The sequence below is a fragment of the Curtobacterium sp. MCLR17_007 genome, from assembly GCF_003234655.2.
Classification (GTDB): domain Bacteria; phylum Actinomycetota; class Actinomycetes; order Actinomycetales; family Microbacteriaceae; genus Curtobacterium.
Genome location: NZ_CP126271.1, coordinates 1924853 through 1947010, shown reverse-complemented (window position 1 = coordinate 1947010; position 22158 = coordinate 1924853). Strand labels below are relative to the sequence as shown.

Annotated in this window: 24 protein-coding genes; 12 read left to right on the top strand and 12 right to left on the bottom strand. The window is 71.3% G+C overall.

The features are described 5' to 3' along the window. Nucleotides 1-6: 6 nt before the first annotated feature. Both lnt and DEJ13_RS09330 read left to right on the top strand, forming a co-directional pair. On the top strand, nt 7-1653 hold the full coding sequence (lnt, locus tag DEJ13_RS09335; RefSeq protein ID WP_258374039.1) for an apolipoprotein N-acyltransferase: 1647 nt from the start codon (nt 7-9) through the stop codon (nt 1651-1653). 70 nt (nt 1654-1723) lie between these two features. Further along, nucleotides 1724-2074 carry an RNA polymerase-binding protein RbpA gene (locus DEJ13_RS09330; protein ID WP_056124495.1) on the top strand — a complete coding sequence of 117 codons (351 nt, stop codon included), beginning with the start codon at nt 1724-1726 and terminating at the stop codon, nt 2072-2074. A gap of 91 nt (nt 2075-2165) precedes the next feature. Here DEJ13_RS09330 and DEJ13_RS09325 read toward each other — a convergent pair whose 3' ends face one another. After that, entirely contained in the window at nt 2166-3317 is a 1152-nt protein-coding gene (locus DEJ13_RS09325) for an SPFH domain-containing protein (RefSeq protein WP_056124497.1), read from the bottom strand. Next, the gene (locus DEJ13_RS09320; protein ID WP_181436955.1) at nt 3314-3787 is read right to left on the bottom strand and encodes an NfeD family protein; all 474 of its coding nucleotides are present in this window, start codon (nt 3785-3787) and stop codon (nt 3314-3316) included. The genes DEJ13_RS09325 and DEJ13_RS09320 overlap by 4 nt, the downstream gene beginning before the upstream one ends. Nucleotides 3788-3961: 174 nt before the next feature. On the opposite strand from DEJ13_RS09320, the gene DEJ13_RS09315 reads away from it, so the two are divergent. Together DEJ13_RS09315 and DEJ13_RS09310 are read left to right on the top strand one after the other, a co-directional pair. Then, nucleotides 3962-4726 (top strand): SDR family oxidoreductase, encoded by a 765-nt coding sequence (locus DEJ13_RS09315; protein WP_111106247.1) that lies wholly within the window; start codon nt 3962-3964, stop codon nt 4724-4726. 22 nt (nt 4727-4748) lie between these two features. Then, a complete protein-coding gene (locus DEJ13_RS09310; protein WP_111106246.1) occupies nt 4749-5207 on the top strand; it encodes an NUDIX hydrolase in 459 nt (152 codons plus the stop codon). Here DEJ13_RS09310 and DEJ13_RS09305 read toward each other — a convergent pair. Next, a complete protein-coding gene (locus DEJ13_RS09305; RefSeq protein ID WP_111106245.1) occupies nt 5191-5583 on the bottom strand; it encodes a VOC family protein in 393 nt (130 codons plus the stop codon). The two genes, DEJ13_RS09310 and DEJ13_RS09305, sit on opposite strands and share 17 nt — an antisense overlap. A 76-nt stretch (nt 5584-5659) precedes the next feature. On the opposite strand from DEJ13_RS09305, the gene DEJ13_RS09300 reads away from it, so the two are divergent. Continuing rightward, nucleotides 5660-8026, top strand: a complete 2367-nt coding sequence (locus tag DEJ13_RS09300; protein WP_056124513.1) for an excinuclease ABC subunit UvrA — start codon at nt 5660-5662, stop codon at nt 8024-8026. 52 nt (nt 8027-8078) lie between these two features. On the opposite strand, the gene DEJ13_RS09295 is transcribed toward DEJ13_RS09300, so the two are convergent. Continuing rightward, nucleotides 8079-8942 (bottom strand): shikimate dehydrogenase, encoded by an 864-nt coding sequence (locus DEJ13_RS09295; RefSeq protein WP_056124516.1) that lies wholly within the window; start codon nt 8940-8942, stop codon nt 8079-8081. 169 nt (nt 8943-9111) lie between these two features. Here DEJ13_RS09295 and DEJ13_RS09290 point away from each other — a divergent pair, with 169 nt between their 5' ends. Then, nucleotides 9112-9264: a hypothetical protein gene (locus tag DEJ13_RS09290; RefSeq protein ID WP_181436954.1), complete on the top strand. Its 153-nt coding sequence runs from the start codon at nt 9112-9114 to the stop codon at nt 9262-9264. Nucleotides 9265-9503: 239 nt separating this feature from the next. Continuing rightward, the gene (locus tag DEJ13_RS09285; protein ID WP_111106243.1) at nt 9504-9725 is read left to right on the top strand and encodes a hypothetical protein; all 222 of its coding nucleotides are present in this window, start codon (nt 9504-9506) and stop codon (nt 9723-9725) included. 7 nt (nt 9726-9732) lie between these two features. Here the strand turns inward: DEJ13_RS09285 and DEJ13_RS09280 are convergent, their stop codons facing one another. Next, complete coding sequence (locus DEJ13_RS09280; RefSeq protein WP_111106242.1) at nt 9733-10590, bottom strand: pentapeptide repeat-containing protein; 858 nt, start codon at nt 10588-10590, stop codon at nt 9733-9735. Beyond that, nucleotides 10587-11633, bottom strand: coding sequence for an alcohol dehydrogenase catalytic domain-containing protein (locus tag DEJ13_RS09275; protein WP_111106241.1), 1047 nt, complete (start codon nt 11631-11633; stop codon nt 10587-10589). Before DEJ13_RS09275 ends, DEJ13_RS09280 begins: the two co-directional genes overlap by 4 nt. Nucleotides 11634-11701: 68 nt before the next feature. On the opposite strand from DEJ13_RS09275, the gene DEJ13_RS09270 reads away from it, so the two are divergent. Next, nucleotides 11702-12310, top strand: coding sequence for a copper resistance CopC family protein (locus DEJ13_RS09270; protein WP_056124530.1), 609 nt, complete (start codon nt 11702-11704; stop codon nt 12308-12310). A gap of 101 nt (nt 12311-12411) precedes the next feature. Here DEJ13_RS09270 and DEJ13_RS09265 read toward each other — a convergent pair whose 3' ends face one another. Further along, nucleotides 12412-13092: an SDR family NAD(P)-dependent oxidoreductase gene (locus DEJ13_RS09265; RefSeq protein WP_111106240.1), complete on the bottom strand. Its 681-nt coding sequence runs from the start codon at nt 13090-13092 to the stop codon at nt 12412-12414. Between the two features lie 101 nt (nt 13093-13193). On the opposite strand from DEJ13_RS09265, the gene DEJ13_RS09260 reads away from it, so the two are divergent. Next, on the top strand, nt 13194-14027 hold the full coding sequence (locus DEJ13_RS09260) for a helix-turn-helix domain-containing protein (RefSeq protein WP_111106239.1): 834 nt from the start codon (nt 13194-13196) through the stop codon (nt 14025-14027). Between the two features lie 13 nt (nt 14028-14040). Here the strand turns inward: DEJ13_RS09260 and DEJ13_RS09255 are convergent, their stop codons facing one another. Next, nucleotides 14041-15285, bottom strand: a complete 1245-nt coding sequence (locus tag DEJ13_RS09255; protein ID WP_220037558.1) for a beta-ketoacyl-[acyl-carrier-protein] synthase family protein — start codon at nt 15283-15285, stop codon at nt 14041-14043. Between the two features lie 30 nt (nt 15286-15315). Here DEJ13_RS09255 and DEJ13_RS09250 point away from each other — a divergent pair, with 30 nt between their 5' ends. Continuing rightward, nucleotides 15316-15876 carry a TetR/AcrR family transcriptional regulator C-terminal domain-containing protein gene (locus tag DEJ13_RS09250; RefSeq protein WP_111106238.1) on the top strand — a complete coding sequence of 187 codons (561 nt, stop codon included), beginning with the start codon at nt 15316-15318 and terminating at the stop codon, nt 15874-15876. A gap of 30 nt (nt 15877-15906) precedes the next feature. On the opposite strand, the gene dhaM is transcribed toward DEJ13_RS09250, so the two are convergent. The 3 genes from dhaM to dhaK are packed head-to-tail and all read right to left on the bottom strand — an operon-like array spanning nt 15907 to nt 18280. Further along, nucleotides 15907-16626, bottom strand: a complete 720-nt coding sequence (gene dhaM / locus DEJ13_RS09245; protein WP_111106237.1) for a dihydroxyacetone kinase phosphoryl donor subunit DhaM — start codon at nt 16624-16626, stop codon at nt 15907-15909. Then, nucleotides 16623-17249 (bottom strand): dihydroxyacetone kinase subunit DhaL, encoded by a 627-nt coding sequence (gene dhaL, locus DEJ13_RS09240; RefSeq protein ID WP_111106236.1) that lies wholly within the window; start codon nt 17247-17249, stop codon nt 16623-16625. Before dhaL ends, dhaM begins: the two co-directional genes overlap by 4 nt. A gap of 29 nt (nt 17250-17278) precedes the next feature. Further along, the gene (gene dhaK, locus DEJ13_RS09235; RefSeq protein ID WP_111106235.1) at nt 17279-18280 is read right to left on the bottom strand and encodes a dihydroxyacetone kinase subunit DhaK; all 1002 of its coding nucleotides are present in this window, start codon (nt 18278-18280) and stop codon (nt 17279-17281) included. 303 nt (nt 18281-18583) lie between these two features. On the opposite strand from dhaK, the gene DEJ13_RS09230 reads away from it, so the two are divergent. Both DEJ13_RS09230 and glpK read left to right on the top strand, forming a co-directional pair. After that, complete coding sequence (locus tag DEJ13_RS09230) at nt 18584-19306, top strand: MIP/aquaporin family protein (RefSeq protein WP_082518089.1); 723 nt, start codon at nt 18584-18586, stop codon at nt 19304-19306. Nucleotides 19307-19377: 71 nt separating this feature from the next. Beyond that, entirely contained in the window at nt 19378-20889 is a 1512-nt protein-coding gene (gene glpK / locus DEJ13_RS09225; RefSeq protein WP_056124551.1) for a glycerol kinase GlpK, read from the top strand. A 146-nt stretch (nt 20890-21035) separates the two neighbouring features. Here glpK and trpD read toward each other — a convergent pair whose 3' ends face one another. Further along, on the bottom strand, nt 21036-22091 hold the full coding sequence (gene trpD / locus DEJ13_RS09220; RefSeq protein WP_111106234.1) for an anthranilate phosphoribosyltransferase: 1056 nt from the start codon (nt 22089-22091) through the stop codon (nt 21036-21038). Nucleotides 22092-22158 lie beyond the last annotated feature (67 nt).

Genomic DNA, 22158 nt, shown 5'->3' with positions numbered 1-22158 from the left:
GGCCCGGTGCAGGTCCCCGAGTCCGTCGCGCCTCCGCGCGCCGGTGCCGTCCCACGGAGACGCCGCGGTCCGTCCCGGACGCCGCCGTTCCCGACGCCGTCCGGTGAGGTGCGCGGCGTCTCGCAGCCGTCGCCGTTCACCGCGCTGCCGGTGCGCGTCGCCCTGCCGCTCGCGGTCATCGGCGGGGTCCTGTTCGCGCTGTCGTTCCCCTCGCCCGGCTGGTGGTTCCTGGCCTACCCCGCGGTCGCGTGCCTGCTGCTGTCCACCATGGGGCACGGGTGGCGACGCGCGGCGTGGATCGGCTACCTCGGGGGCGTCGCGTTATGGGTGCCCGCGATCTCCTGGGCCGGTCGCTACCTCGGCCCGGTCCCGTGGCTGGCCCTGGCGCTCTTCGAGGCCGCGATGTTCGCACTCGGCAGCGTCGCCGTGGCACTCGCGTACCGCTGGGTCGCGCGGGTCGTGACCTCGACCGCCGGGCGCGTGTGGGGCCTCCCGGCCGTCATCGCCGCACTGTGGACCGGACGCGAGTGGTTCTCGGGCAGCTGGCCCTACGGCGGGTTCGCGTGGGGGCGGGTCGGGCTGTCCCAGTCCGACAGCCCGTTCGCACACCTGGCGGCCTGGGTCGGCGTGCTCGGGGTGTCCTTCGTCGTCGTGTACTGCGTCGCCGTGGTCGTCTCGCTCGGCCTGGTCGGCGGCATGCAGGTGCGGGTCCGCGTCGCCACGGCGGCACTGCTGGTCGCGGCCGTGCTCGCCGTGCCCGCGTGGCCCACGGCCACCGACGGGACGATCCGCATCGAGGCGGTGCAGGGCAACGGCCCCGCCGGGTACTTCGACCGGGCGGCACCCGGCGAGGTCCTGCAGTCGCAGGTCGCCGCGACCGACGTGGAGGCGACGGGGGTGGACCTGGTCGTCTGGCCGGAGGCATCTGCGGAGTTCGACCCGCGCGCGCAGCCCGTGATCGCCGGGGCACTGGACCGCGTCGTCCGTTCGGTCGACGCACCGCTCGTCGCCGGCGCGATCACCCAGACACCGTCCGGCGTGCTGCACAACACCTCGTTCGTGTGGACGGCCGACGGGTGGCAGTCGTCCTACGACAAGAAGCGCCCCGTGCCGTTCGGCGAGTACGTGCCCGACCGGTGGTTCTACTCGAAGCTCGCACCGTCGCTGATCGGCCTGCTGCAGCGCGACTACACGCCGGGCACCAAGCCGAACGTGTTGTCCGTCGCGGGGGTCAAGGCCGGCATCGCGATCTGCTTCGACATCGTCGACGACGGACTGACCCGGGACATGGCACGCGGGGGAGCGCAGGTGATCCTCGCGCAGACCAACAACGCCGACTTCTCGGGGACCGACGAGAACCTGCAGCAGCTCGAGATCGCCCGGATGCGGGCCATCGAGACCGGGCGCTCGCTGGTGAACATCTCGACCGTCGGGGCGTCCCAGGTGATCGATCCCAGCGGCCGGACGATCGACCGCGTGCCGGAGTACACCGCCACCTCGATGGTGACCGACGTCCCGCTCGGCACGACGACCACCCCGGCGACGGTCGCGTCCGGGCTCATCGCGCTGGTGCTCTCGCTCGGCGGCCTGCTCGTCCTGCTCGCGTGCGCGCCGTGGCAGCGCCGCCGTTCTCGCACTGGGAACCGACTGTGAATGCAGCCGTCCCGGAACGAACCCGCGTGGGACGGTGTTGGTACGGGTGAACGACTGAGAGGAGTCCACCATGGCTGATCGGAGTCTCCGCGGCATGCGGCTCGGGAGTCAGAGTCTCCAGAGCGAAGAGGGCGTCGAGCTCTCTGACCGCAAGCGAGCGGTCTTCCAGGCATCGACGGGCGAGACCTTCGACGTGGTGTTCTCGGCCGACGCCGAGGTCCCGCCGACCTGGTCGGACCCGCGCAGCGGTTTCGAAGGACGGCTCCTGGGCGATGACGGGGTTCCTGTCGAGGTCGCCGCTGAAGACGTCAAGGCGCCGCGCACCCACTGGGACATGCTGCTCGAGCGTCGCTCGCGCGAAGAGCTCGAGGAACTGCTGCAGGAGCGCCTGGCGTTCCTGCGTGCTCGACGCGGCGCGTAACGTCCGCACAGATGAAGGCCCGCTCCCCATCGGGGGAGCGGGCCTTCGTCTGTGCGGAGCCGCCGCGGCGCTGGCCGTCGCGGTCTCGGGGTCAGCCGTTCTGCTGGTCGTCGCGGAGCTGCCGACGGGTGGCGTCGGCCGCCGCGGCGAGCTTCTCCTCGACGCTGCGGTTCGACTCCGCCAGGCGCTCGTCGAGTGCTGAGTCGGGCACGATGTCCGATGCGGGGGCGTTCGCATCCGCGACCGTCGTGGAGCCGGCGGACGAGTTCGCCAGGCTCTCGTTCGCGAGCTTCGAGATCTTATCGAGGAAGTCCGAACTGCCGGCGGCGGCGGCGCCGGCGGGGGCTCCGCCGGTGCGGGTCGCCGTGAAGCCCTTCGCGATGCCCGACAGGGCCTCGGTGAACTCGCTGGGGATCATCCAGACCTTGTTCGCGGTGCCCTCGGCGATCTTCGGGAGCATCTGCAGGTACTGGTACGACAGGAGCTTCTCGTCCGGGTCGCCCACGTGGATGGCGTCGAAGACCGTCGCGATGGCCTGGGCTTCACCCTCGGCCCGGAGGACCTGGGCCTTCGCAGCACCCTCGGCCTGGAGGATCGCTGCCTGTCGCTGCCCCTCGGCTTCGAGGATCTGCGACTGCTTCGTTCCCTCGGCCTGCAGGATGGCGGCACGCCGGTTCCGCTCGGCACGGAGCTGCTGCTCCATGGCGTCGACGATCGACACGGGCGGCTCGATCGCCTTGAGCTCGACGCGACCCACGCGGATGCCCCACTTGCCGGTGGCTTCGTCGAGGACGACGCGGAGCTGGCCGTTGATGTTGTCGCGGCTGGTCAGCGCTTCTTCGAGGTTGAGCCCACCGACGACGTTGCGGAGCGTGGTGGTTGTCAGCTGCTCGACGGCCCCGAGGTAGTTCGCGATCTCGTACGTGGCGGCGCGGGCGTCGGTGACCTGGAAGTAGACGACCGTGTCGATCGAGACCACCAGGTTGTCCTCGGTGATCACGGGCTGTGGCGGGAACGACACGACCTGTTCGCGCATGTCGAGCAGCGGCCGGAGCCGGTCGATGAAGGGGACCAGGAGGTTCAACCCGGGGTTGAGGGTCTTGTGGTACTTGCCGAGACGTTCCACCACGCCGGCGGTGGCCTGCGGGACGATGCGGATCGCCTTGGCGAGCACGACGATGACGAAGATGACGATGACGACGATCAGGACGAGGAGCACGATCGTGCCGGGTTCGAGGGTCACGGAGTTGCCTTCTGTTCGATGCGGACGACTGCGGTCGAGCCCTCGATGGACTCGACGACGACGAGTGTGCCGAGCGGCGGGGTGCGGTCGGGGACGGCGGTGTCGATCCGCGCGCTCCACGTCTCGCCGTTGGCCAGACGGACCTGACCGGGCCGGGACGGGGTGAAGGCGACGGCGACGGTGCCGGCCATGCCGACCAGCCCCTCGACACCCGTGCGGTGCGGGTCGGCGTTGCGGCCGAGGGCCTGCAGCACGCGCGGACGCACGAGGGCGAGCAGCACGAGTGCGACCACCGCTGCGACGATGGCGGACAGCCACCACGGAGCGCCGATCACGGCGGCGATGAGCCCACCGGCGGCCCCTGCGGCCAGCATGATGAAGATGAAGTCGAGCGTGAAGACCTCGACCACCCCCAGCACCAGGACCAGGGCGATCCAGACCAGTGCCTGGACCCATTCGGTGATGTTCACGCGGTCCTTCCCTCCCTCGGACGCGTTCGGTGCCGCTGCGTCACGACGACCGGTCCACGTCCGTTCAACATATCTGATGACCACCGACAAGGGGTGGAGGTCCGGGTGTCTCCGGGGGGATTGGTAGGCTCGAGCGGGCCCGACGAGCGGCCCTGAACCAGGAGGAACACCACCGTGAGCAACCCCCTCGCCGCCCGAGCACTCGCCGGCAAGCGCGCCCTCGTCACCGGGTCCTCGCGCGGCATCGGAGCCGACACGGTCGGGTACCTGGCCGACGCCGGGGCCAAGGTCGTCGTGAACTACCGGAACAAGGCCCGCCGCGCCGAGCAGATCGCCGAGGGCATCGTCGCCGCCGGCGGGGACGCCCTGGCCGTCGGCGCGGACCTGACCGACCACGACTCCGTCCAGGCGATGGTCGACGCCGTCGTCGCGGCGTGGGGCGGCATCGACCTGCTGGTGCTCAACGCGTCCGGGGGCATGGAGTCCGGCATGGGCGACGACTACGCGCTCCGGCTGAACCGCGACGCCCAGGTCGACATGCTGCAGACCGCCGTGCCACACATGCCGGCCGGGTCGCGCGTGGTGTTCGTCACGAGCCACCAGGCGCACTTCGTCGAGACCGCCGAGACCCTGCCCGAGTACCTGCCCGTCGCGAAGAGCAAGCACGCGGGTGAGACCGCCCTCCGTGAGCTCGTCCCGCAGCTCGAAGCCGCCGGCATCGAGTTCGTGGTCGTGTCCGGCGACATGATCGAGGGCACGATCACGGCGACGCTGCTGAACCGCATCAACCCCGGCGCGATCGAGGAACGTCGCGGCGCCGTCGGCAGGCTCTACAGCGTGTCCGAGTTCGCCGCCGAGATCGCCCTCGCCGCCGTCGAGCCGATCCCGTCCGACCACACGCGCCTGGTCGGCGACGTCTCGGGCTTCACGCAGTCCTGAGCGACGCGGTAGCGTCAGCCCGGTGACCGCCCAGCCCGGCCTGCGCCGAACCTCCCGCATCCTGCTGCTCGACCCCGAGGGCCGGGTGTTCCTGATGGACACCAACGCGCCGTCGAGCGACGGGTCCCACCGCTGGATCACGCCGGGCGGGGGCGTGGACCCGGGGGAGTCCCACCGGGACGCAGCGGTCCGCGAGCTCCGCGAGGAGACGGGCATCGTGATCGACGACCCGGGCGAGCCCGTCTGGGCCTGGGACTTCGACGTCAGCTGGGACCAGGCCGACCACGACCGCGGCCACGCCGAGTTCTACGTGGTCCGCACCGACGGGTTCGTGCTGTCGGACGCCGAGTGGACGGACGACGAGCGCGTCGACATCCTCGACTCGCGCTGGTGGAGCGCCGATGAGCTCGAGGCCACCGACGAGCCGTTCGAACCGCCGGAGCTGCCTGCGCTGGTGCGGCAGGTCACTCGCGGGGTGTGAGGACGCAGAACTCGTTTCCCTCGGGGTCGGCGAGCACCACCCACGGTGCGTCCGCCTGACCCACGTCGACCCTTGTCGCGCCGCGGGTGACGAGTGCGTCGACCTGTCCCTGGTGGTCGTCGTCGGGAGCCGGCGCGAGGTCGATGTGCAGGCGGTTCTTCACGGACTTGGCCTCGGGGACCGGGACGAACACCCACCCCTGGGGCAGCTGCTCGCGCGGGACCGTCCCCTCGAGCGCCTCGGAGCCCGGGGGAGCGATGACGACCTCGTCGTCGGCCTCGAACACCACGGGCCAGGCGAGGGTCTCGGCCCACCACCGCGCGAGCGCGTGCGGGTCGTGGCTGTCGACGACGACGGAGTACCAGCGGAGTGCCATGCCGGTCAGTATGGCCGCTCTCCGCGTCCGCGTCCGGGCCTTCTGCAGGTCGGTACTCGTCGGTACCCTGAGCGGCATGGAGAAGCCCGAGGTCCCGGCAGCCGACCGTCACGACCGCATCCGTGTGCGCGGAGCACGCGAGAACAACCTCCGCGACGTGGACGTCGACCTGCCCAAGCGACGGCTGACCGTCTTCACCGGGGTGTCCGGCTCCGGCAAGAGTTCGCTCGTCTTCGCCACCGTCGCCGCCGAGTCGCAGCGGATGATCAACGAGACCTACAGCGCCTTCGTGCAGGGCTTCATGCCGTCGCTCGGCCGTCCGGACGTCGACGTCCTGGACGGCCTCACCACGGCGATCGTGGTCGACCAGGAACGGATCGGCGCGGACCCGCGGTCGACCGTGGGGACGGTGACGGACGCCAACGCCATGCTCCGGATCCTGTTCAGCCGGCTCGGTCAGCCGCACGTCGGCGGGCCGAACGCGTTCTCGTTCAACCTTGCGACGGTGTCGGCGGGCGGCGCCATCACCGTGCAGAAGGGCACTGACGCCAAGGCGCAGAAGGTGTCCTTCAACCGCCTCGGTGGCATGTGTGCCCGGTGCGAAGGGCGGGGGAGCGTCACCGACATCGACCTCACACAGCTGTTCGACGACTCGCGCGCGCTGCGGAACGGCGCCCTCACGATCCCCGGCTACGGCACCGACGGCTGGAACGTCCGCCTGTACGCCGAGTCCGGGTACTTCGACGGGGACAAGCCGATCCGGGACTTCACCGAGCAGGAACGGCAGGACTTCCTGTACCGCGAGCCGACGAAGCAGAAGATCGCCGGCATCAACATGACGTACGAAGGGCTCGTGCACCGGGTCCGCCGGTCGTTCCTGCAGAAGGACCGCGAAGCGATGCAGCCGCACATCCGGGCGTTCGTCGACCGAGCCGTCGCGTTCACCACGTGCCCTGACTGCGGTGGGACGCGCCTCAACGAGACCGCACGGTCGTCGAAGGTCGCCGGCAAGGACATCGCCGAGGTGTGTGCGATGCAGATCACCGACCTCGCCGCCTGGCTGCACGGGCTCGACGAACCCTCGGTCGGTCCGCTGCTGGACGGCCTCCGCGACGCGGTCGACGCCTTCGTCGAGATCGGGCTCGGGTACCTGTCACTCGACCGTCCCACCGGCACGCTCTCCGGTGGGGAAGGGCAGCGCGTGAAGATGGTCAAGCACCTCGGGTCGAGCCTCAGCGACGTCACGTACGTCTTCGACGAACCGAGCACCGGCCTCCACCCGCACGACATCGAGCGGATGAACGGGCTGTTGCTCCGCCTCCGCGACAAGGGCAACACCGTGCTGGTGGTCGAGCACAAGCCCGAGGTGATCCGCATCGCGGACCACGTCGTCGACCTCGGCCCTGGTGCAGGCACCGATGGCGGAACGCTCTGCTACCAGGGGCCGATCGACGGACTGCGGGGGAGCGGGACGGTCACCGGGAAGCACCTCGACGACCGGGTGTCGGTGAAGTCCTCGTTCCGACACCCCACCGGCGCGATCGAGATCCGCGGTGCGGACCGGCACAACCTGCAGCACGTGGACGTCGACGTGCCACTCGGGGTGCTCACCGTCGTCACCGGGGTCGCCGGGTCCGGCAAGAGCACGCTGATCCACGGCTCGCTGGCCTCGCGCGACGACGTCGTGGCCATCGACCAGAGCGCCATCAGGGGCTCACGTCGAAGCAACCCGGCCACGTACACCGGGCTCCTCGAGCCCGTCCGCAAGGCCTTCGCGAAGGCGAACGGCGTCAAGCCGGCCCTGTTCAGCGCCAACTCCGAGGGGGCCTGTCCGGCGTGCAACGGGGCCGGCGTGGTCTACACCGACCTCGGGATGATGGCCGGCGTCTCCACCACGTGCGCGGAGTGCGACGGCAAGCGGTTCGACCAGTCCGTGCTCGCGTACCGACTCGGCGGGAAGGACATCAGCGAGGTGCTCGCGATGCCCGTGGCCGAGGCGGAGCAGTTCTTCGCCGCAGGTGACGCCCGGATCCCCGCCGCGCACGCCGTCCTGCAGCGACTCGTCGACGTCGGCCTGGGGTACCTGACCATCGGCCAGCCGCTCACGACGCTGTCCGGCGGCGAGCGGCAGCGGCTCAAGCTCGCGGCGCACCTCGGCGAGCCGGGCGGCATCGTCGTCCTCGACGAACCGACGACGGGGCTGCACCTCGCCGACGTCGCGCAGCTGCTCGGGCTCTTCGACCGACTCGTCGACTCGGGCAAGAGCGTCGTCGTGATCGAGCACCACCAGGCCGTGATGGCGCACGCGGACCACGTCATCGACCTCGGTCCGGGCGCCGGACACGACGGCGGTCGCGTGGTGTTCGAGGGCACGCCCGCCGAACTCGTCGCTGACCGCACGACGCTGACCGGGAAGCACCTGGCCGACTACGTCCGGGGGTGAGCCGGACGACGACGACATCCGGTCAAGACGGCCCAGGTCAGCACGACCCAGGTCACCGCGACCCAGCGATCCGTCCGTCGCGGAGGAACCCGATGAAGTCGACGCGGACCCGGTCGAGGTCGGGGGAGCGGCCGGTGATCTCCCGGATGCTCGCCACCGCCTGGCCGACGGCCATCCAGCCGCCGTCAACGGTCCTCCGGCCGGCGGCCCGGGCGGCGCGCAGCAACGGCGTGTCGATCGGGAAGTAGACGGCGTCCGCGACCCAGGCCTGGGCAGGCAGCACCGAGGGATCGAACGCGGCGCGTCCGTCGTCGTTCATGCCGAGGGGAGTGGCGTTGACGGCGCCGTCCGCCTGTGCAAGCACCGACGGCACGTCGTCGAGGGCGACGGTGTCGACCACGTCCGATCCCAGCGACACCCGGAGTCCTTCGGCCCGGTCGGCGTCTGCATCGACGATCGTCAACCGCGCGACGCCGAGTGACACCAGCGCGTACGCGATCGCCGCGCCGGCTCCGCCCGCGCCGAACTGCACCACGGCGGCACCGGCGACACTGCCCGGACCCCGCTCGATCGCGATCCGGAAGCCGAGCCAGTCGGTGTTGTGCCCGATCCGGCGGCCGTCACGGAAGACGACGAGGTTCACCGCGCCGATGCGCGCAGCGTCCGGGTCGAGCTCGTCGAGCAGCGGCATCACGGCCTGTTTGCAAGGGTGCGTCACATTGACGGCGGCGAAGCCCTGCGCCTGCACCTCGTCGAGCACAGCCGGCAGATCGGTCGCCGGGCGCCCGAGCGCATCGAGGTCGAGGAGCCGGTACTCCGAGTCGAGGCCGAGGCGGGCGCCCTCCGTCTCGTGCATCAGCGGCGTGAGCGACCTGCTGAGTCCCGAACCGATCAACCCAACGAGCACGCGTTCCACGGTGCTCGACGATAGCGCCGTTCCCCTCGGCCCGGCCCGCGGCGGACGGGAGGCTCGGTGGCGGTCGGGTGTCGAGCCTCCCGACCGGTGGGTGAGGCGCCCACGGCACGTGGTGCGCCGCACGGACGGCCTGCGGCGCACCCAGACTGGCGCGCGTAGCGTCCGGCCCATGAGCTACAGCCAGCCAGACCCAGCCGAGGAAACCACGCAGAGCGCAGCTCCCGAGCAGCCGGACACCGACGTCGACGCGGTGGAGGAAGACGGACGCGAGGACGCAGCACTCGAGATCGACGCGGACGACGTGCCGACCTCCGACGCCTGAGCAGTTCGCTCCGCACCGAACCACGAGACGGACACAGCACCGCGAAGTCGCACGGTGCTGTGTCCGTCTCGCAGTTCTGGAGCCGCGACAGAGCGTTGTGAACCACCCCGCCTGCAGCTGTGCCGGCGCGCCGATAATGCACATTATGTCAGCTCGGATGAGTCCGACGGTCCCCGACGCCGCCCAGCGGTGGACATCACACCCCGAATTGCCTCAGCGATGCTCCCTACCGTCAGAGCATGATCATCGCGAACATCCTGATCCCCGTGGCCCTCGCCGTTGCGACCCTGGGTCCGTCCGACCCGGCGATCGACACGGCGGGCGCCCCCGAACCGGTCCTGGTTCCCACCGCTCACGTGCAGATCGCCGACGGTGCCCCCGCCATCACCAATGAGTCGGTCTGGTTCAGTGCCGGAATCCCGACGGCCGCCGGCAACTGTGACGACACGAACGTAGAATGACCATACCTCACGTTCTGCGTGACCAGTGCGACGGGCGCGCGAACCCGGCCGACAGCCGCGTCCGGTCGTCGCCGCGCGCGCTGTTCACCTGCGGCTGCGTCAGGTAGACCGCGTCGGTCAGGTCCGCTCCGGACAGATCTGCACCGCGCAGATCGACGCCGAGCAGGTCGCAGCGCGACAGTTCGGCGTCTCGGAGGTCGGCGCCCAGCGCCACGCTCCCCCGCAGGGTCTGCCCACGCAGATCCACACCACGCAGGTCGGCGCCGGCCAGGTCACTCCCCAGCCCACGGACGCCGCGCCCCGAGTCCAGCGGCGTGACGCGACCGACCTCCGCGCGGGCGATCTCGCTGGCGCTGACCAGTAGGTCACGACACGCGTCGTACTCCGCGTCGACGTCGACCGCCAGCACCGTCGCCGGGTCAGCGTCGCTCAGCTCCTTGACGTGGGTGAACGCCGCGGTCCAGGGTGCCGGGTCGCGCGACCCCGTCACGAGGCCGATCGCCTCGTCGAGGTACCACAGCAGTTCGTGCAGCCGTCGGACGACCGGGAACACCGCGAACATCTCGGCACGGGTCCCCGGGTCGTCGCGCCAGGAGCGTCCGGCGAACGTGGACCGCGACACCTTCTGCCCCGCACCGAAGCAGTCGAACACGGTGCACCCGGCGAAGCCCCGGTCGCGCAGATGCGGGTGGATCCGGCAGCCGTCCTGGTCGTCGAGGTTGGTGCACGGCTCCCCCGCGTCCTTGTCGAACGGGAAGTCCGCCGACTTCGCGAACGACAACGCCACGCAGCACAGCCCGAAGCAGTCGGCGCAGTCCGCGCCGAGGTCCTCACGTCGGCCGAGCTCGACCCGGGTCCGTGTCATGACGACACGACGTCGAGCACGGCGACGGTCATGCCTGCCACGGTCGCAGGTCGGTCCATCGCCTGCAGCGCGGCGGGCAGCTCGTCGAAGGTGATCGTCTGCCCGATCGTTGCGTCGAGCCGGAGCCGACCGGCGACGATGTCGTCGAGCATGGCGGCGTACTCCCCCACCGAGATGCCGTGGCTGCCGAGCAGCTCGAGCTCCTCGCCGATGACGCGGCCCATCGGGATCGCCGGGACGGCCTCGTCGTCGAGCAGCAGTCCGACCTGGACGTGCCGGCCTCGGGGGCGGAGCGTGGCCACGGCGGTGACCGAGGTGGCACGGCTGCCGAAGGCGTCGACGGAGACGTGGGCGCCGCCACCGGTCAGCCGCCGGACCTCGTCGACGGCGTCCGGCCCCGACACGACCGTCGTCGCCCCCAGTGTCCGGGCACGCTCGAGTGCCCCGGGCGACACGTCGACCGCGATCACGTGTGCGCCGGCCGCGACGGCGACGATGATCGCCGACAGCCCGACTCCGCCGCACCCGACCACGACGACGTGCTCCCCCGCGGCGACGCGACCCCGGGTGTGCAGCGCGTGGTACGCGGTACCGAAGCGGCACCCGAGTCCGGCGGCGTCGACGAAGGGCACGGCGTCGGGCAGCGTGACGAGGTTGACGTCGGCGTGCGGCACCACGAGTTCCTCGGCGAACGAGCCCGGCAGCGTGAACCCGGGTTGCTGCTGTCGGGTGCACACCTGGGTGGCACCGGACCGGCACTCGTCGCACGCCCCGCAGGCGAAGACGAACGGCGCGGTGACCCGGTCCCCCACCGCGTGTGCGCGGACGGCGTCGCCGACGGCGATCACGGTCCCGGCGAACTCGTGCCCTGGCACGTGCGGCAGGTGGACCGAGTCGTCGTGTCCACGCCACGCGTGCCAGTCGCTCCGGCAGACACCGGTCGCTGCGACACGCACGACCACGCCGTCCACCGGACAGTCGGGCCGGTCGAGCTCGACGACCCGGGGGACGGCACCGAACTCGGAGTAGCTGACGGCACGCATCCGGTCATCCTGCCACCGATGGCGAGCACGTCGGGCCGACCAGGGCCGGTGCCCCGTAGGATCCCTGCATGTCCTCCACCGCGGTCCGCCGCAGCGTCCGGATGTCCCTCGTGGCGATCGTCGTGGCACTCACCAGCCTCGTCGTCGTCGACGCCGACCGTGCCGACGCGCACTCGTCCCTGGTGTCGAGCACGCCGTCCGACGGGCAGACGCTCACCGACCCGCTCGACCGCGTCGACCTGACCTTCTCCGAGGCACCGCTGACCGGGCTCGACGCCGGCCTCCGCATCGAGGTGCGCGACGCCGCCGGCCAGGACGTCTCCACGGGCGACGTCACGGTCGACGGCCTGACGATGTCGAAGGCGGTGGAGCCCACGAACGGGTCGTACACGATGCTCTGGCGGTACGTCTCCCCCGACGGGCACCCGATCACCGGCGAGCTCGCCTTCACGGTCGACCTGCCGGCCAGCACACCGACCGGGTCGCCGAGCGCGTCCACCGAGCCCGGTTCGGACGCGACCGAGATCGACGTCACCCTCGAGGCGACAGCACCCACGGCGGGTGACGACACGCCGTCGACCTGGCCCGTCCTGGTGGCCGGTGGCGTCGGCATCGTGCTCATCGCGGCGATCCTGGTCGCCGCGTCGCGGCGCCGACGCGTCCCGACGGACGACTGAGCCGGTCCTCGGACCGCGGTCCCCCGGACCGGACAGAAGGCTCGGTGCCGGCCCGCACCGAGCCTCCTGTCCGTCCGCTCCGGGCCCTGGCCGGGACGTCGTCAGTAGGCGATCCGACCGGTCCGGTCGTGGAACTCGCCGGTGGGACCGTCCGTCCCGACCGTGGCGAGCGCGACCGTCGCGTCCGTGCCCTCCGTCACCGTCTGGTGGCCGCCGAAGCCGTTGAACTCGGTGGCGGTGTACCCGGGGTCGCTCGCGTTGACGCGGAACGTCGGCAGGTTCTTCGCGTACTGCACCGTCAGCGCGATCACGGCGGCCTTCGACGCCGCGTACGGGATCGACGGCACGTGGAACTCGTCGTGCCCCGGCGTGGTCAGCCAGCGAGTGAACCCGACGCCCGACGCCACGTTCACCACCACGGGAGCCGCGGATGCGCGCAGCAGCGGGAGTGCTGCCTGGGTGACCCGGACGATCCCGGTCACGTTCGTGTCGAGGACCGACGCCATCGCGGCGGCATCGAGGTCGTCGACGCCGAACGAGGTGCCGAGCACGCCGGCGTTGTTCACGAGCACGTCGAGCGACGGCAGCGACGCGACAGCGGCGTCGATGCTGTCCTGGTCGGTCACGTCGATCCGGACGACGTGGGCCCCGAGTACACGGGCTTCGTCGCCGGCGGCGGGGTCGCGCATGCCGGCGTACACGGTGTGGCCGGCCTCGATCAGGCGGCGGGTGGTCTCGAGCCCCAGGCTGCGGTTGGCTCCGGTGATGAGTGTCGTGGTCATGTCCCCACCATGCGCCACCGCGGACGGGCGTCCCAGGTGCCCGTCGACGGTGGGACCGCGAGTACCACCCCGGAGGTCGGCGTCCGGGGCAGGATGGGCACATGAACGAGTTCGCGACCGTGCTGCGCGCCTGGCGCGACCGCGTGACGCCCGAGGCCGTGGGGCTGCCCGCCGGAGCCGGTCGCCGCACGCCCGGACTGCGGCGCGAGGAGCTCGCCGCGCTCGCCGGGGTGAGCGTGGACTACGTCGTCCGGCTCGAGCAGGGCCGCTCGGTCAACCCGTCACCGCAGCTGCTCGGGTCCCTGGCCACCGCGCTCCGGTTGACCACCGAGGAGCGCGACCACCTGTTCCGCGTCGCGGGTGCCGCACCGCCGTCACGCGGTGTCGTGCCGCGACACGTCACGCCCGGCGTACAGCGCTTGATCGACCGACTCGGGGACGTCCCGCTGGCCGTGTTCACCGCGACGCACGACATCCTGCTCTGGAACGACCTGTGGGCCGCCCTGACCGGTGACCCGGCACGGCTGGTCGGCATCGAGCGCAACCTGATGTGGCGGCACTTCATGGTCGGCCACGAGGGGGTCGAGTACGACGACGACCACCAGGAGGAGTTCTCCAGCGACCTCGTCGCCGACCTGCGTTCGGCGGTCGGCCGGTACCCGGGCGACCGCGCCCTGGCCGACCTCGTCGCGCGGCTGCGACGCGAGTCCCCGGAGTTCGAGCGCCGCTGGGCGGTGGCGCGCGTCGCTGAGCACCGGGCGAGTCGCAAGACCCTACGGACGCCGGTGGGCGGGATCGAGGTCGACTGCGACACGCTCAGTGTGCCCGGTGGTGACCTGCGGATCGTCGTCTACACGGTGGTGCCCGGTTCGGCCGACGCGGAGAAGCTCGACCTGCTCCGCGTCACGGGGCTGCAGCAGCTCGTGCCCCGCTGACGGGCCGGAGGGCTCAGCCCCGGGTCAGCAGGAGCGAGGCGTTCTGTCCGCCGAAGCCGAACGAGTTGGTGAGCGCCGCACGGAGCGGGACGGTCCGAGCGGTACCGGACACCACGTCGAGGTCGATCGCGGGGTCCGGGTGCTCCAGGTTGAGCGTCGGCGGCACGACCCCGGTCTCGAGTGACCGGACCGTCAGGATCGTCTCGACCGCGCCGGCCGCGCCGAACAGGTGCCCGATCGCGCTCTTCGGTGCGGTGACGACCGCGCCGCGCCCCACGACCCTGGCGATCGCCGCGGCCTCGCTGGCGTCGCCGACCGGGGTACCCGTCGCATGGGCGTTCACGTGGTCGACGTCTCCCCCGTGCAACCCGCCCATGCGCAGCGCCTGGGTCATCGCTCGCGCCTGACCCGAGCCGTCCCCGCGCGGCGCCGTGATGTGGAACGCGTCCGCGGTGACGCCCCACCCGGCCAGGACCGCGTGCACCCGCGCACCACGGGCCCGGGCATGCGCGCCCCGTTCGAGCACCACGATGCCGGCGCCCTCTCCCAGCACGAACCCGCGCCGGTCGCGGTCGAACGGGCGGGACAGCGTGGTCGGGTCGTCACCGTCGGGCTTGGCGAGGGCCTGCGACTGGGCGAAGGACGCCATCGTCACCGGGGTCACCGCGGCCTCGGTCCCGCCCGCGACCACGACGTCGGCCTCGCCGGTGCGGACGAGCCGCGCCGCCATGGCGATCGCCTCGGCACCGGATGCGCATGCCGACACCGTCGTGTACGCACCGGCTCGGGCGTCGAGCTCGATGCTGACCTGCGCCGCCGCCCCGTTGGCCATGAGCATCGGCACCGCTCGCGGCGAGACCCGGCGCGCACCGTTCCGCCCGAGTTCGTCGTGCGCGTCCAGCAGCGTCTCGATCCCGCCGATCCCGGTCCCGAGCACGACCGCGAGCCGCTCCGGATCGACGCCGGGTCGACCGGCGTCGGCCCAGGCCTCCCCCGAGGCGACGAGTGCGAGCTGCTGGCTGCGGTCGAGTCGCTGCGCCCGGACCCGACCGAGGGCGGCGTCGGCGTCGAGGGCCGCGTCGGCCCCCACACGGATCGGGACCCGGTCCCAGAGCATGCCGGCGCGGTCGAGCTCGTGCACGCCGGACCGTCCGTCGACCAGGGCCGTCCACAGCGGGTCGACGCCGTGGCCGAACGGAGACACCGCGCCGAGGCCGGTGATGACGATGTCGTCGTCGTTCTGAGTTGTATGCTGCACAAGTTGAGTTGTACCACGTACAATCGGGACATGGCAACCACTCGGGGGCAGGCGACCAGGGCACGCATCCTGGCAGCGGCCGCGGGCCTGCTCGCCGACCGAGGGCCCCGCGCGCTCACCGTGAGCGACGTCGCTCGGACGGCCGAGGTGTACCCGAATCAGATCACGCACCACTTCGGTTCGAAGGACCGTCTGGTCGTCGATGCGGCCTTCGTCCGGTTCCTCCGCGACACGACACGGCTGCAGGCGGCCGGGCGTCGGACGTCGTCACCCGAGGCCTTCGGCCAGGTCCTCGCACGGACCGCGCTGGCGATGCCGTCGACCGCGCTGCTCGTGACGGCGCTCGGACTCGCACAGGACGACGACGCCCTGCGGGAACGGACCGCCACGCTGCTCGCGGTGCTGTTCCGGCAGTCGGAGCGCTACCTCGACCGGATGCTCGTCGAGCACGGTTGGACGAGCGAGCACGGCGTTCCCCGCGATGCCCGGACGTTCTGGAGCGCCGTGTTCGGCGCCGTCCTCTTCGCCACCGCGGGGGCGGCGGGTGGACCGTCCGACCTAGACGTCGCAGCGACGATCAGCATCCGCTGACGGGCGACACCCCGGGGCGCTCGGCTGCCCCTAGTGCTCGCCGAACCCGGACCGGACGAGTGCGTCCAGCGCGTCGACGGCGTCCTGGGCGTCGTCGCCGGTCGCCTCGATCGTCAACGTCGCGCCCTTCGGCAGTGCCAGCGCCATGATCCCGAGCAGGCTCTTCGCGTCGACGCCGTTGACGTGGACGGCGGCGTCGTACCGCGCGGCGGTCTTCACGAACTCGGCCGCGGGCCGGGCGTGCAACCCGGTCTCGTTGACCAGCTCGACGGTGGTGGACGCGCCCGCCTCGGCTGCCGCGCCGGTCTCGTCGGCCGCTGCGGGTCCTCCAGGCAGGTCCGGGCTGGAGGCCCCACCCGCGTCCGCCTCGCTGCCTGCGGCCGATGCGGCGGCAGCGAGCACCGCGGTGGCGTCGCCACCCGTCTGCGCTGCCACCGCAGCGGCGACCGCACCCTCGACGATCGGCGCGTCCGACACGTGGACACGCGCGCGGAGTTCGTCGTCGAGGAAGTCGAGCGCCGTGTCCGTCGTCAGGTACGCCGAACCGAGGTCGCACAGGACGACGACCGCATCGGTGCCCGCGAGTTCCTCGATCCCCGCGGTGATCGCCTCGAATGAGGTCCCGATGCCGCCGTCCTCCGTGCCGCCGGCGGCCACGAGGGGGACGTCGGCGGCCATCTGACGAGCCAGCTCGACGGTCCCCGTGGCGATCGCCGCGCTGTGCGAGACGACCAGGATGCCGACGGTCACGCCGCGTCCACAGCAGCGCGGAGGATGTACGCGGTCGACTGGGCACCCGGGTCGCGGTGCCCGACGGCGCGCTCCCCCAGGTAGCTCGCCCGGCCCTTGCGCGCCACGAGCGGTTCGGTCGACTCGGCGCCGGTGACGGCGGCGTCGGCCGCGGCCCCGAGCACCCGCTCGGCCGACTCGCCGGCGCCGGCAGCCGTCGCCGCGGCGTCGACGGCCGGCGTCCACGCGTCGATCATCGTCTTGTCGCCGACAGCGGCTTTGCCGCGCGAGACCACGCCGTCGCGCGCCGCGGTGAGCACGGCGACCAGCGTGTCGGCGTCGAGTTCGGTCGCGTCGCCAGCGGCCTGTGCCGCCTTCAGGTACGCGGTGCCGAACAGTGGTCCGGCCGCGCCGCCGACCGTGGAGATGAGCTTCGTGGCGACGGTCTTGAAGACCGCACCCGGCGTGTCGAACGAGCCGGCGTCGACGGCCTCGAGCACGGCGCGGAAGCCACGGTCGAGGTTCTCGCCGTGGTCCCCGTCGCCGATCTCCCGGTCGAGCGTGACGAGCTCAGCCCGGTGTTCGTCGATCGTCGCGGCGGTGCGGCGCACCCAGTCGATGGCCCATGCGGTGTCGAGCGCCAATTCGTGTCCCTTCGAGCGATGTGTCGGTCTCAGCGGCCCCAGCGCAGCGCGGGGGTCTCGACCGGAGCGTCCCAGAGCGTGGTCAGGTCGTCGTCGAGCACCGTGACGGTGAGCGAGAACCCCTGCATCTCGAGGGACGTGACGTGGTCGCCCACCAAGCTACGCGCGACCTCGAAGCCCCGGTCCGCCAGCACCTCGGCGGCGCGCCGGTAGATGATGTACAGCTCGGACAGCGGGGTCCCGCCCATCCCGTTGACGAACAGCAGCAGCCGCGATCCGGTCGGAGCCGCCAGGTCGGTCAGCACCGGTTCGAGCACACGGTCGACGAGCTGGTCGACCGGGGCCATCGCGATGCGTTCGCGCCCCGGTTCGCCGTGGATGCCGATGCCGAGCTCCGCCTCGTCGTCGCCCAGGGTGAACGACGGTTCGCCCGCGTGCGGGACGGTGCCGGGGGCGATCGCCAGGCCCATCGAGCGGGTGACGTCGTTGACGTGGCGGGCGACGGCGGCGACGGCGTCGAGGTCGTCCCCGCGCTCGGCGGCCGCTCCGGCGCACTTCTCGACGACGACCGTGCCGGCGACACCGCGGCGGCCGGCCGTGTAGAGCGAGTCCTGCACGGCGACGTCGTCGTCGACCACGACGGTCTCGACCCGGATGTCGTCCATCCCGGCGAGTTCAGCGGCGGTCTCGAAGTTCAGGACGTCGCCGGTGTAGTTCTTGACGATGTGGAGCACCCCGGCGCCGCCGTCGACGGCCTTGGTGGCGGCGACGATCGGGTCCGGCGTCGGGCTTGTGAACACCGGACCGGGGACGGCGGCGTCGAGCATGCCGAACCCGACGAAGCCGGCGTGCAGGGGCTCGTGCCCGCTGCCGCCGCCGCTGACCAGGCCGACCTTGCCCGCGACCGGGGCATCGGCCCGTCGCAGGTGGATCGGGTCCTCGACCAGGACGACGTGACCGGCATGCGCCGCGGCGAACCCGCGCACGGTCTCGATGACGACGTCCTGCGGGTCGTTGATGAGCTTCTTCATGAGCTGGCCTCCACGGGTCTCCACACGCGGACCGGGTCAGCACACCGCCGACGTCGTCCGGAGTGCCGCCAATCTACAACGGGCGGCGTTCGCACGACATGCACGTTCGTGCATGGCTGTCCGGGCGGGAACCGGCTCCCGGGAGGGCATGCGCACACCCCCTCTGCACGTTCGTGCACTTTGCCGCAGATCGCTCACGTGTCCATCGCCCTCAGCGAAATCTCAGCAGTATGCTCGCCCCAATCACTCGACGGGGAGTGCCGGAGCAGCCCGGACCCCCTCTCACAGCACTGGAGGTCACCGATGGACGACATCGGCGTCAAGTTCCTGTCCGAGCTCGTCGGCACCGCGATGCTCATCATCCTGGGTGGTGGCGTGGTCGCCGCCGTCTCGCTCAAGAAGTCCAAGGGCTTCGGCGCAGGCTTCCTCATGGTCACGATCGGTTGGGGCTTCGCGGTCTTCACCGGCGTCACCGTGTCGTACAAGTCCGGCGGTCAGCTCAACCCCGCGGTCAGCCTGGCGCAGGCCATCCTCGGCAACATCACCGTGGGCGCGATGCTCCTCTTCTGGCTCGCCCAGATGATCGGTGCCGTGATCGGCGCCGTCATCGTCTGGCTCGCCTACAAGCAGCACTTCGACGAGGAGCCCGACCCGGCGGCCAAGCTCGGCGTCTTCTCGACCGGTCCGGCCATCCGGTCCTACGGCTGGAACCTCGTGACCGAGATCGTCGGCACGTTCGTCCTCGTGTTCACGGTCATCGCCTTCACGAACGGCAAGACCCCGTCCGAACTCGGGGCCGTCCCCGTCGCCTTCCTCGTGATCGCGATCGGTGTCTCCCTCGGTGGCCCGACCGGCTACGCGATCAACCCGGCCCGTGACCTCGGCCCGCGCATCGCCCACGCCTTCCTGCCCATCAAGGGCAAGGGCTCGAGCGACTGGTCCTACGCCTGGGTCCCGGTCGTCGGCCCGCTCGTCGGTGGTGCGATCGCCGCCGGCCTGTCGTACGCGCTCCTCCCCCTCGCCTGACCCACACCCGTCCACGTCGGCCGGGTCCATCGTCGGGCCCGGCCGGCACCACACACCCGCAAGGAGCACCCATGGCCGACTACATCGTCGCCATCGACCAGGGCACGACCAGCACCCGTGCCATCGTCTTCGACCACTCCGGTTCGATCATCTCCGTCGGACAGAAGGAACACGAGCAGATCTTCCCGCGCGCGGGATGGGTCGAGCACGACCCGAGCGAGATCTGGGACAACACCCGTGAGGTCATCGGCCAGGCACTGTCCCGCGCCGACATCACCCGCCACGACGTCGCGGCGGTCGGCATCACGAACCAGCGCGAGACCGCGGTCGTGTGGGACAAGAACACCGGCAAGCCGGTCTACAACGCGATCGTCTGGCAGGACACCCGCACGCAGTCGATCGTCGACAAGCTCGCCGACGGTGACACCGACCGCTACAAGGCCATCGTCGGCCTGCCGCTGGCGACGTACTTCGCCGGCACCAAGATCATGTGGATCCTCGAGAACGTCGAGGGTGCCCGCGAGAAGGCCGAGGCCGGCGACCTGCTGTTCGGCACCACCGACACCTGGGTCCTCTGGAACCTGACCGGTGGGACCGACGGCGGCGTGCACAAGACCGACGTCACCAACGCGTCGCGCACCCTGTTCATGGACCTCGAGACGCTGCAGTGGCGCGACGACATCCTCGCCGACTTCGGCGTCCCGAAGGCGATGCTGCCGGAGATCGTCAGCTCGTCCGAGGTGTACGGCCACGTCGAGTCCTCGAACCTGCTGCGCGAGGTCCCCATCGCGGGCATCCTCGGCGACCAGCAGGCTGCCACCTTCGGCCAGGCCGCGTTCGACAAGGGCGAGTCGAAGAACACCTACGGCACCGGCAACTTCCTGATCTTCAACACGGGCACGGACATCGTCCGCTCCGAGAACGGGCTGCTGACGACCGTCGGGTACAAGCTCGGCGACCAGGAGACGCACTACGCGCTCGAGGGCTCCATCGCCGTCACGGGGTCCCTGATCCAGTGGCTGCGTGACAACCTCGGCATCATCCAGAGCGCACCCGAGGTCGAGGCCCTGGCCAAGACCGTCGAGGACAACGGCGGCGTGTACTTCGTCCCCGCGTTCTCCGGGCTCTTCGCGCCGTACTGGCGTCCGGACGCCCGCGGTGCCCTGGTCGGCCTCACGCGGTACGTCAACAAGGGACACATCGCCCGTGCAGCGCTCGAGGCAACCGCCCTGCAGACCCGCGAGGTGCTCGATGCCGTGAACGCCGACTCCGGCGTGGACCTCACCGAGCTCAAGGTCGACGGCGGCATGACCGCGAACAACGAGCTCATGCAGTTCCAGGCGGACATGCTGAACGTCCCCGTCGTGCGGCCCGTCGTCGCCGAGACCACCGCGCTCGGCGCCGCCTACGCGGCCGGTCTCGCCGTGGGCTTCTGGGCGAACCTCGACGAGCTCCGTGCCAACTGGCAGGAGGACCGTCGCTGGGAGCCGCAGCTCGACGCCACGGAGCGCGAGCGCACGCTGCGCCTCTGGAAGAAGGCCGTCACGAAGACCTTCGACTGGGTCGACGAGGACGTCCAGTAGTCGTCAGCTGACGCGACGCACCAGCCGGGAGGCCCGGTGTCGGTCCCTGGGACCGGCACCGGGCCTCCCGTCCGTGGTCCGGGGCCGCGGTGCGTCCGACGTGACCCGCGCGGTCCGTCGGCCACGCCGCGGGCGCGGTCCGTCGGCTACGCGACGGGCGCCGCGCCGACCCAGTCGGCGAGCTTGCGCTCGGCGGCACCGGAGTCGATCGCCTCGGCCGCGACGAGGAGCTGCTCGCGGAAGCGCTGCAGGACCGGACGGTCCCACTGGGACGGGTCCTGCGCCAACCGGAAGGACACCAGTCCGGCAGCGGCGTTGAGCAGGACGATGTCGCGCACCGGTCCGGTCTCCCCCGCCAGGACGCGTCGGACGATCGCGGCGTTCTCGGCCGGCTCGCCCCCGAGCAGGTCCTCGGTGCGGGCGCGGGCGATCCCGAGGTCGCGGGGATCGAGGTCGTGCTCCGTGATGCGACCGCCGGTGACCTCCCAGATGTGGCTGTGTCCGGTGGTGGTGAGCTCGTCGAGCCCGTCGTCACCGCGGAACACGAGTGCCGTCGCCCCACGCGTCTGGAACACGCCCGTGATGATCGGCACGAGCTCGAGCTGCGCCACACCGACGGCGTTGGCCTCGCACCGGGCCGGGTTGACGAGCGGCCCGAGGAAGTTGAACACCGTGGGCACACCGATCTCGCGGCGGACCGGTGCGGCGTGCGCGAACCCGGGGTGGAACGCACTCGCGAAGGCGAAGGTCAGCCCGACGCGTCGGAAGGTGTCCGCTACGCGCGTCGCGTCCATCGTCAGGTCGAGGCCGAGCGCGGCGAGCACGTCGCTCGAGCCGGACTTCGACGAGCTCGCGCGGTTGCCGTGCTTGACGACGGGGACCCCCGCGGCCGCGATCACGATGGCCGCCATCGTCGAGACGTTGACGGTGCCGACGACGTCCCCGCCGGTGCCCACGATGTCGAGCGCCATCGGGTCCACGTCCAGCGGAACGGCGGCATCGAGGATCGCGTCACGGAAGCCGACGACCTCGTCGACGGTCTCCCCCTTCGCCCGGAGTGCCACCGCGAAGCCCGCGATCTGCGCGTCGGTGGCGTGCCCACGGACGATCTCCTCCATGGCCCATGTGGACTGCCTGATCGTCAGGTCCTCGCGCGCCATGAGGGCGCTGATGACGGCGGGCCAGGTCAGGAGGTCGGACATGACCACGATCGTAGTGAGTTCGAACGACCCGCCAGTTGACTGGCAAAACACTGTCGGTGGTTTCGGC

Excerpts from the sequence above, each read along its gene's own strand:
- DEJ13_RS09305 (WP_111106245.1), bottom strand. The coding sequence starts at position 5,583 with ATGGCACTCCGCTGGTACTCCGTCGTCGTCGACAGCCACGACCCGCAC.
- DEJ13_RS09285 (WP_111106243.1), top strand. The coding sequence starts at position 9,504 with ATGATCATCGCGAACATCCTGATCCCCGTGGCCCTCGCCGTTGCGACC.
- trpD (WP_111106234.1), bottom strand. The coding sequence starts at position 22,091 with ATGTCCGACCTCCTGACCTGGCCCGCCGTCATCAGCGCCCTCATGGCG.
- DEJ13_RS09265 (WP_111106240.1), bottom strand. The coding sequence starts at position 13,092 with ATGACCACGACACTCATCACCGGAGCCAACCGCAGCCTGGGGCTCGAG.
- DEJ13_RS09330 (WP_056124495.1), top strand. The coding sequence starts at position 1,724 with ATGGCTGATCGGAGTCTCCGCGGCATGCGGCTCGGGAGTCAGAGTCTC.
- DEJ13_RS09300 (WP_056124513.1), top strand. The coding sequence starts at position 5,660 with ATGGAGAAGCCCGAGGTCCCGGCAGCCGACCGTCACGACCGCATCCGT.
- DEJ13_RS09230 (WP_082518089.1), top strand. The coding sequence starts at position 18,584 with ATGGACGACATCGGCGTCAAGTTCCTGTCCGAGCTCGTCGGCACCGCG.
- DEJ13_RS09275 (WP_111106241.1), bottom strand. The coding sequence starts at position 11,633 with ATGCGTGCCGTCAGCTACTCCGAGTTCGGTGCCGTCCCCCGGGTCGTC.
- DEJ13_RS09260 (WP_111106239.1), top strand. The coding sequence starts at position 13,194 with ATGAACGAGTTCGCGACCGTGCTGCGCGCCTGGCGCGACCGCGTGACG.
- DEJ13_RS09280 (WP_111106242.1), bottom strand. The coding sequence starts at position 10,590 with ATGACACGGACCCGGGTCGAGCTCGGCCGACGTGAGGACCTCGGCGCG.
- glpK (WP_056124551.1), top strand. The coding sequence starts at position 19,378 with ATGGCCGACTACATCGTCGCCATCGACCAGGGCACGACCAGCACCCGT.
- DEJ13_RS09290 (WP_181436954.1), top strand. The coding sequence starts at position 9,112 with ATGAGCTACAGCCAGCCAGACCCAGCCGAGGAAACCACGCAGAGCGCA.
- DEJ13_RS09270 (WP_056124530.1), top strand. The coding sequence starts at position 11,702 with ATGTCCTCCACCGCGGTCCGCCGCAGCGTCCGGATGTCCCTCGTGGCG.
- dhaK (WP_111106235.1), bottom strand. The coding sequence starts at position 18,280 with ATGAAGAAGCTCATCAACGACCCGCAGGACGTCGTCATCGAGACCGTG.
- DEJ13_RS09250 (WP_111106238.1), top strand. The coding sequence starts at position 15,316 with ATGGCAACCACTCGGGGGCAGGCGACCAGGGCACGCATCCTGGCAGCG.